Origin of the sequence: Mycobacterium sp. (assembly GCF_047975165.1) — a bacterium.
Taxonomy (GTDB): Bacteria; Actinomycetota; Actinomycetes; order Mycobacteriales; family Mycobacteriaceae; genus Mycobacterium.
Map to the genome: position 1 here is coordinate 1 of NZ_JBKECZ010000092.1, position 1,607 is coordinate 1,607.

At 68.4% G+C, this 1,607-nt stretch carries 2 protein-coding genes and 1 pseudogene; all 3 read right to left on the reverse strand.

The annotated features are described in order from the left end of the window. A partial coding sequence (locus ACK5M9_RS09635; RefSeq protein WP_416892950.1) for a VOC family protein occupies positions 1–426 on the reverse strand: 426 nt, incomplete at its 3' end. 61 nt (positions 427–487) lie between these two features. Beyond that, positions 488–1,390 (reverse strand): class A beta-lactamase, encoded by a 903-nt coding sequence (gene bla, locus ACK5M9_RS09640; RefSeq protein ID WP_416892951.1) that lies wholly within the window; start codon positions 1,388–1,390, stop codon positions 488–490. 14 nt (positions 1,391–1,404) lie between these two features. Then, positions 1,405–1,607, reverse strand: a pseudogene (locus ACK5M9_RS09645) (insulinase family protein); the annotation flags it as partial.

Below are 1,607 nucleotides of genomic sequence, written 5' to 3' on the forward strand. Positions count from 1 at the left end.
GAACCAGTACGGTGCGCCGTGCTCACCCCATTCGGTGAACCCGACATGGGACTGCGGCTGCCAGAAGCCGATGACCGCGCCCGCGGTGTCGACGACCACCGCCATGGTGCCCATGTCCCCGACCGGCATCGGCGGCACCATCACCGTCCCGCCGGCGGCCTCGACGGCCGTCATGGTGGCCGCGGCGTCCGCGGTGTGCAGGTACGCCGACCAGATGTCGGCGGGACCGTCACCCATGTGCGGGGCCAGACCGGCCACCCGCTTACCGTTGCGGGTGAAATTCTGGTAGCCGCCGAACTCGGGTTGCGGCGGTCCCTCGACCTCCCACCCGAAGATCGCGTGATAGAACTCGGCGGCCCGCGCCGGATCACTGCTCATCAGGTCGAACCAGATCGGTGCCCCCACGGGCGCGGCGTACTCGGACATCGGTGTTCCTCTCGTCGACACGGTCACCAGATAAGACGGCGCGGCGGAGGAAAACTCATCGCTAGTGCGCGCCGAGCAGATGCGGTAGCACCAACGCGGCGACCTCGCCGATCATCGGCCGCAGACCCGGCGCCTCCGGGTCGGCGGACTGGGTGCGCGTCATGATCGACAGCAGCACCCGGGTGCCGCCCGGACCGTAGGCGATCCCGACGTCGTTGGTGGTGGCGTAGTCACCGCTGCCGGTCTTGTCGGCGGTGGTCCAGTCCGGCGGCAGGCCGGCGCGCATGCTGGAGGTCTGGTTTGCCCGCATCCACCCGTCCAGCAGATCACGCTGCGCGGGCGGCAAGGCATCGCCGGCCAGTAGGTTGCGATAGCCGGTGCCCAAGGCTTCCGGTGTGCTGGTATCGCGGGGGTCCCCCGGGATCGCCGAATTGAGTTCGGTCTCCCAGCGATCCAACCGGGTCGCGGCATCTCCGATGCTGCGGGCGAAATCGGTGATGGCCCGCGGCCCGCCGAGGGTGGCCAGCAGCAGGTTGGCCGCGAGGTTGTCGCTGCGCTGCAGCGCGGCCTGGCTCAGCTCGGCGAGCGTCATCTGACCGCCGGCCCGTTCCTCGGTCACCGGCGAGTTGGCGATGATGCCGGCCGGATCCACGAAAACCGGCTTCTCCAGCGACAATTCGCCCTCGGCGACGCGGCGCAGCACCAGCGCGGCGGCATAGGTCTTGAAGGTCGAGCACAGTGCGAACTGTTCACCGGCGCGGTTGCGCACCGAAAGCCCGGAGTCCAGGTTCACCCCGTACACCCCGATGAAGGCATTGTGCCGGGCCTCGAGGTCGCGGATCTGTTCGGGTAGCGACGGCACCGGGGCAGCGAGTGCGGACTCGTCCGCACAACCGGCCGCTGCGGCCACCGTCACCAGCGTCAATCCTCCGATGAAGAGATCTCGTCGTGACAGGCGCATCAACCGACTGTAACCCACTACCCCGCGATATCCCGAAGTCGCTGCGGCAGCGACCTTTTCGATTTGTAGGGGCCCAGCACAGCGGCACCCAGCGGCCGCGCCAGCAAACGTCGCGCCACGGCGTTCACCTCGTCCAGGGTCACCGCGTCGATCTGGGCGAGGGTTTGCTTGATGGTGCGGTGCTTACCGAAGTTCAGTTCGCTGCGCCCGATCCGGTGCA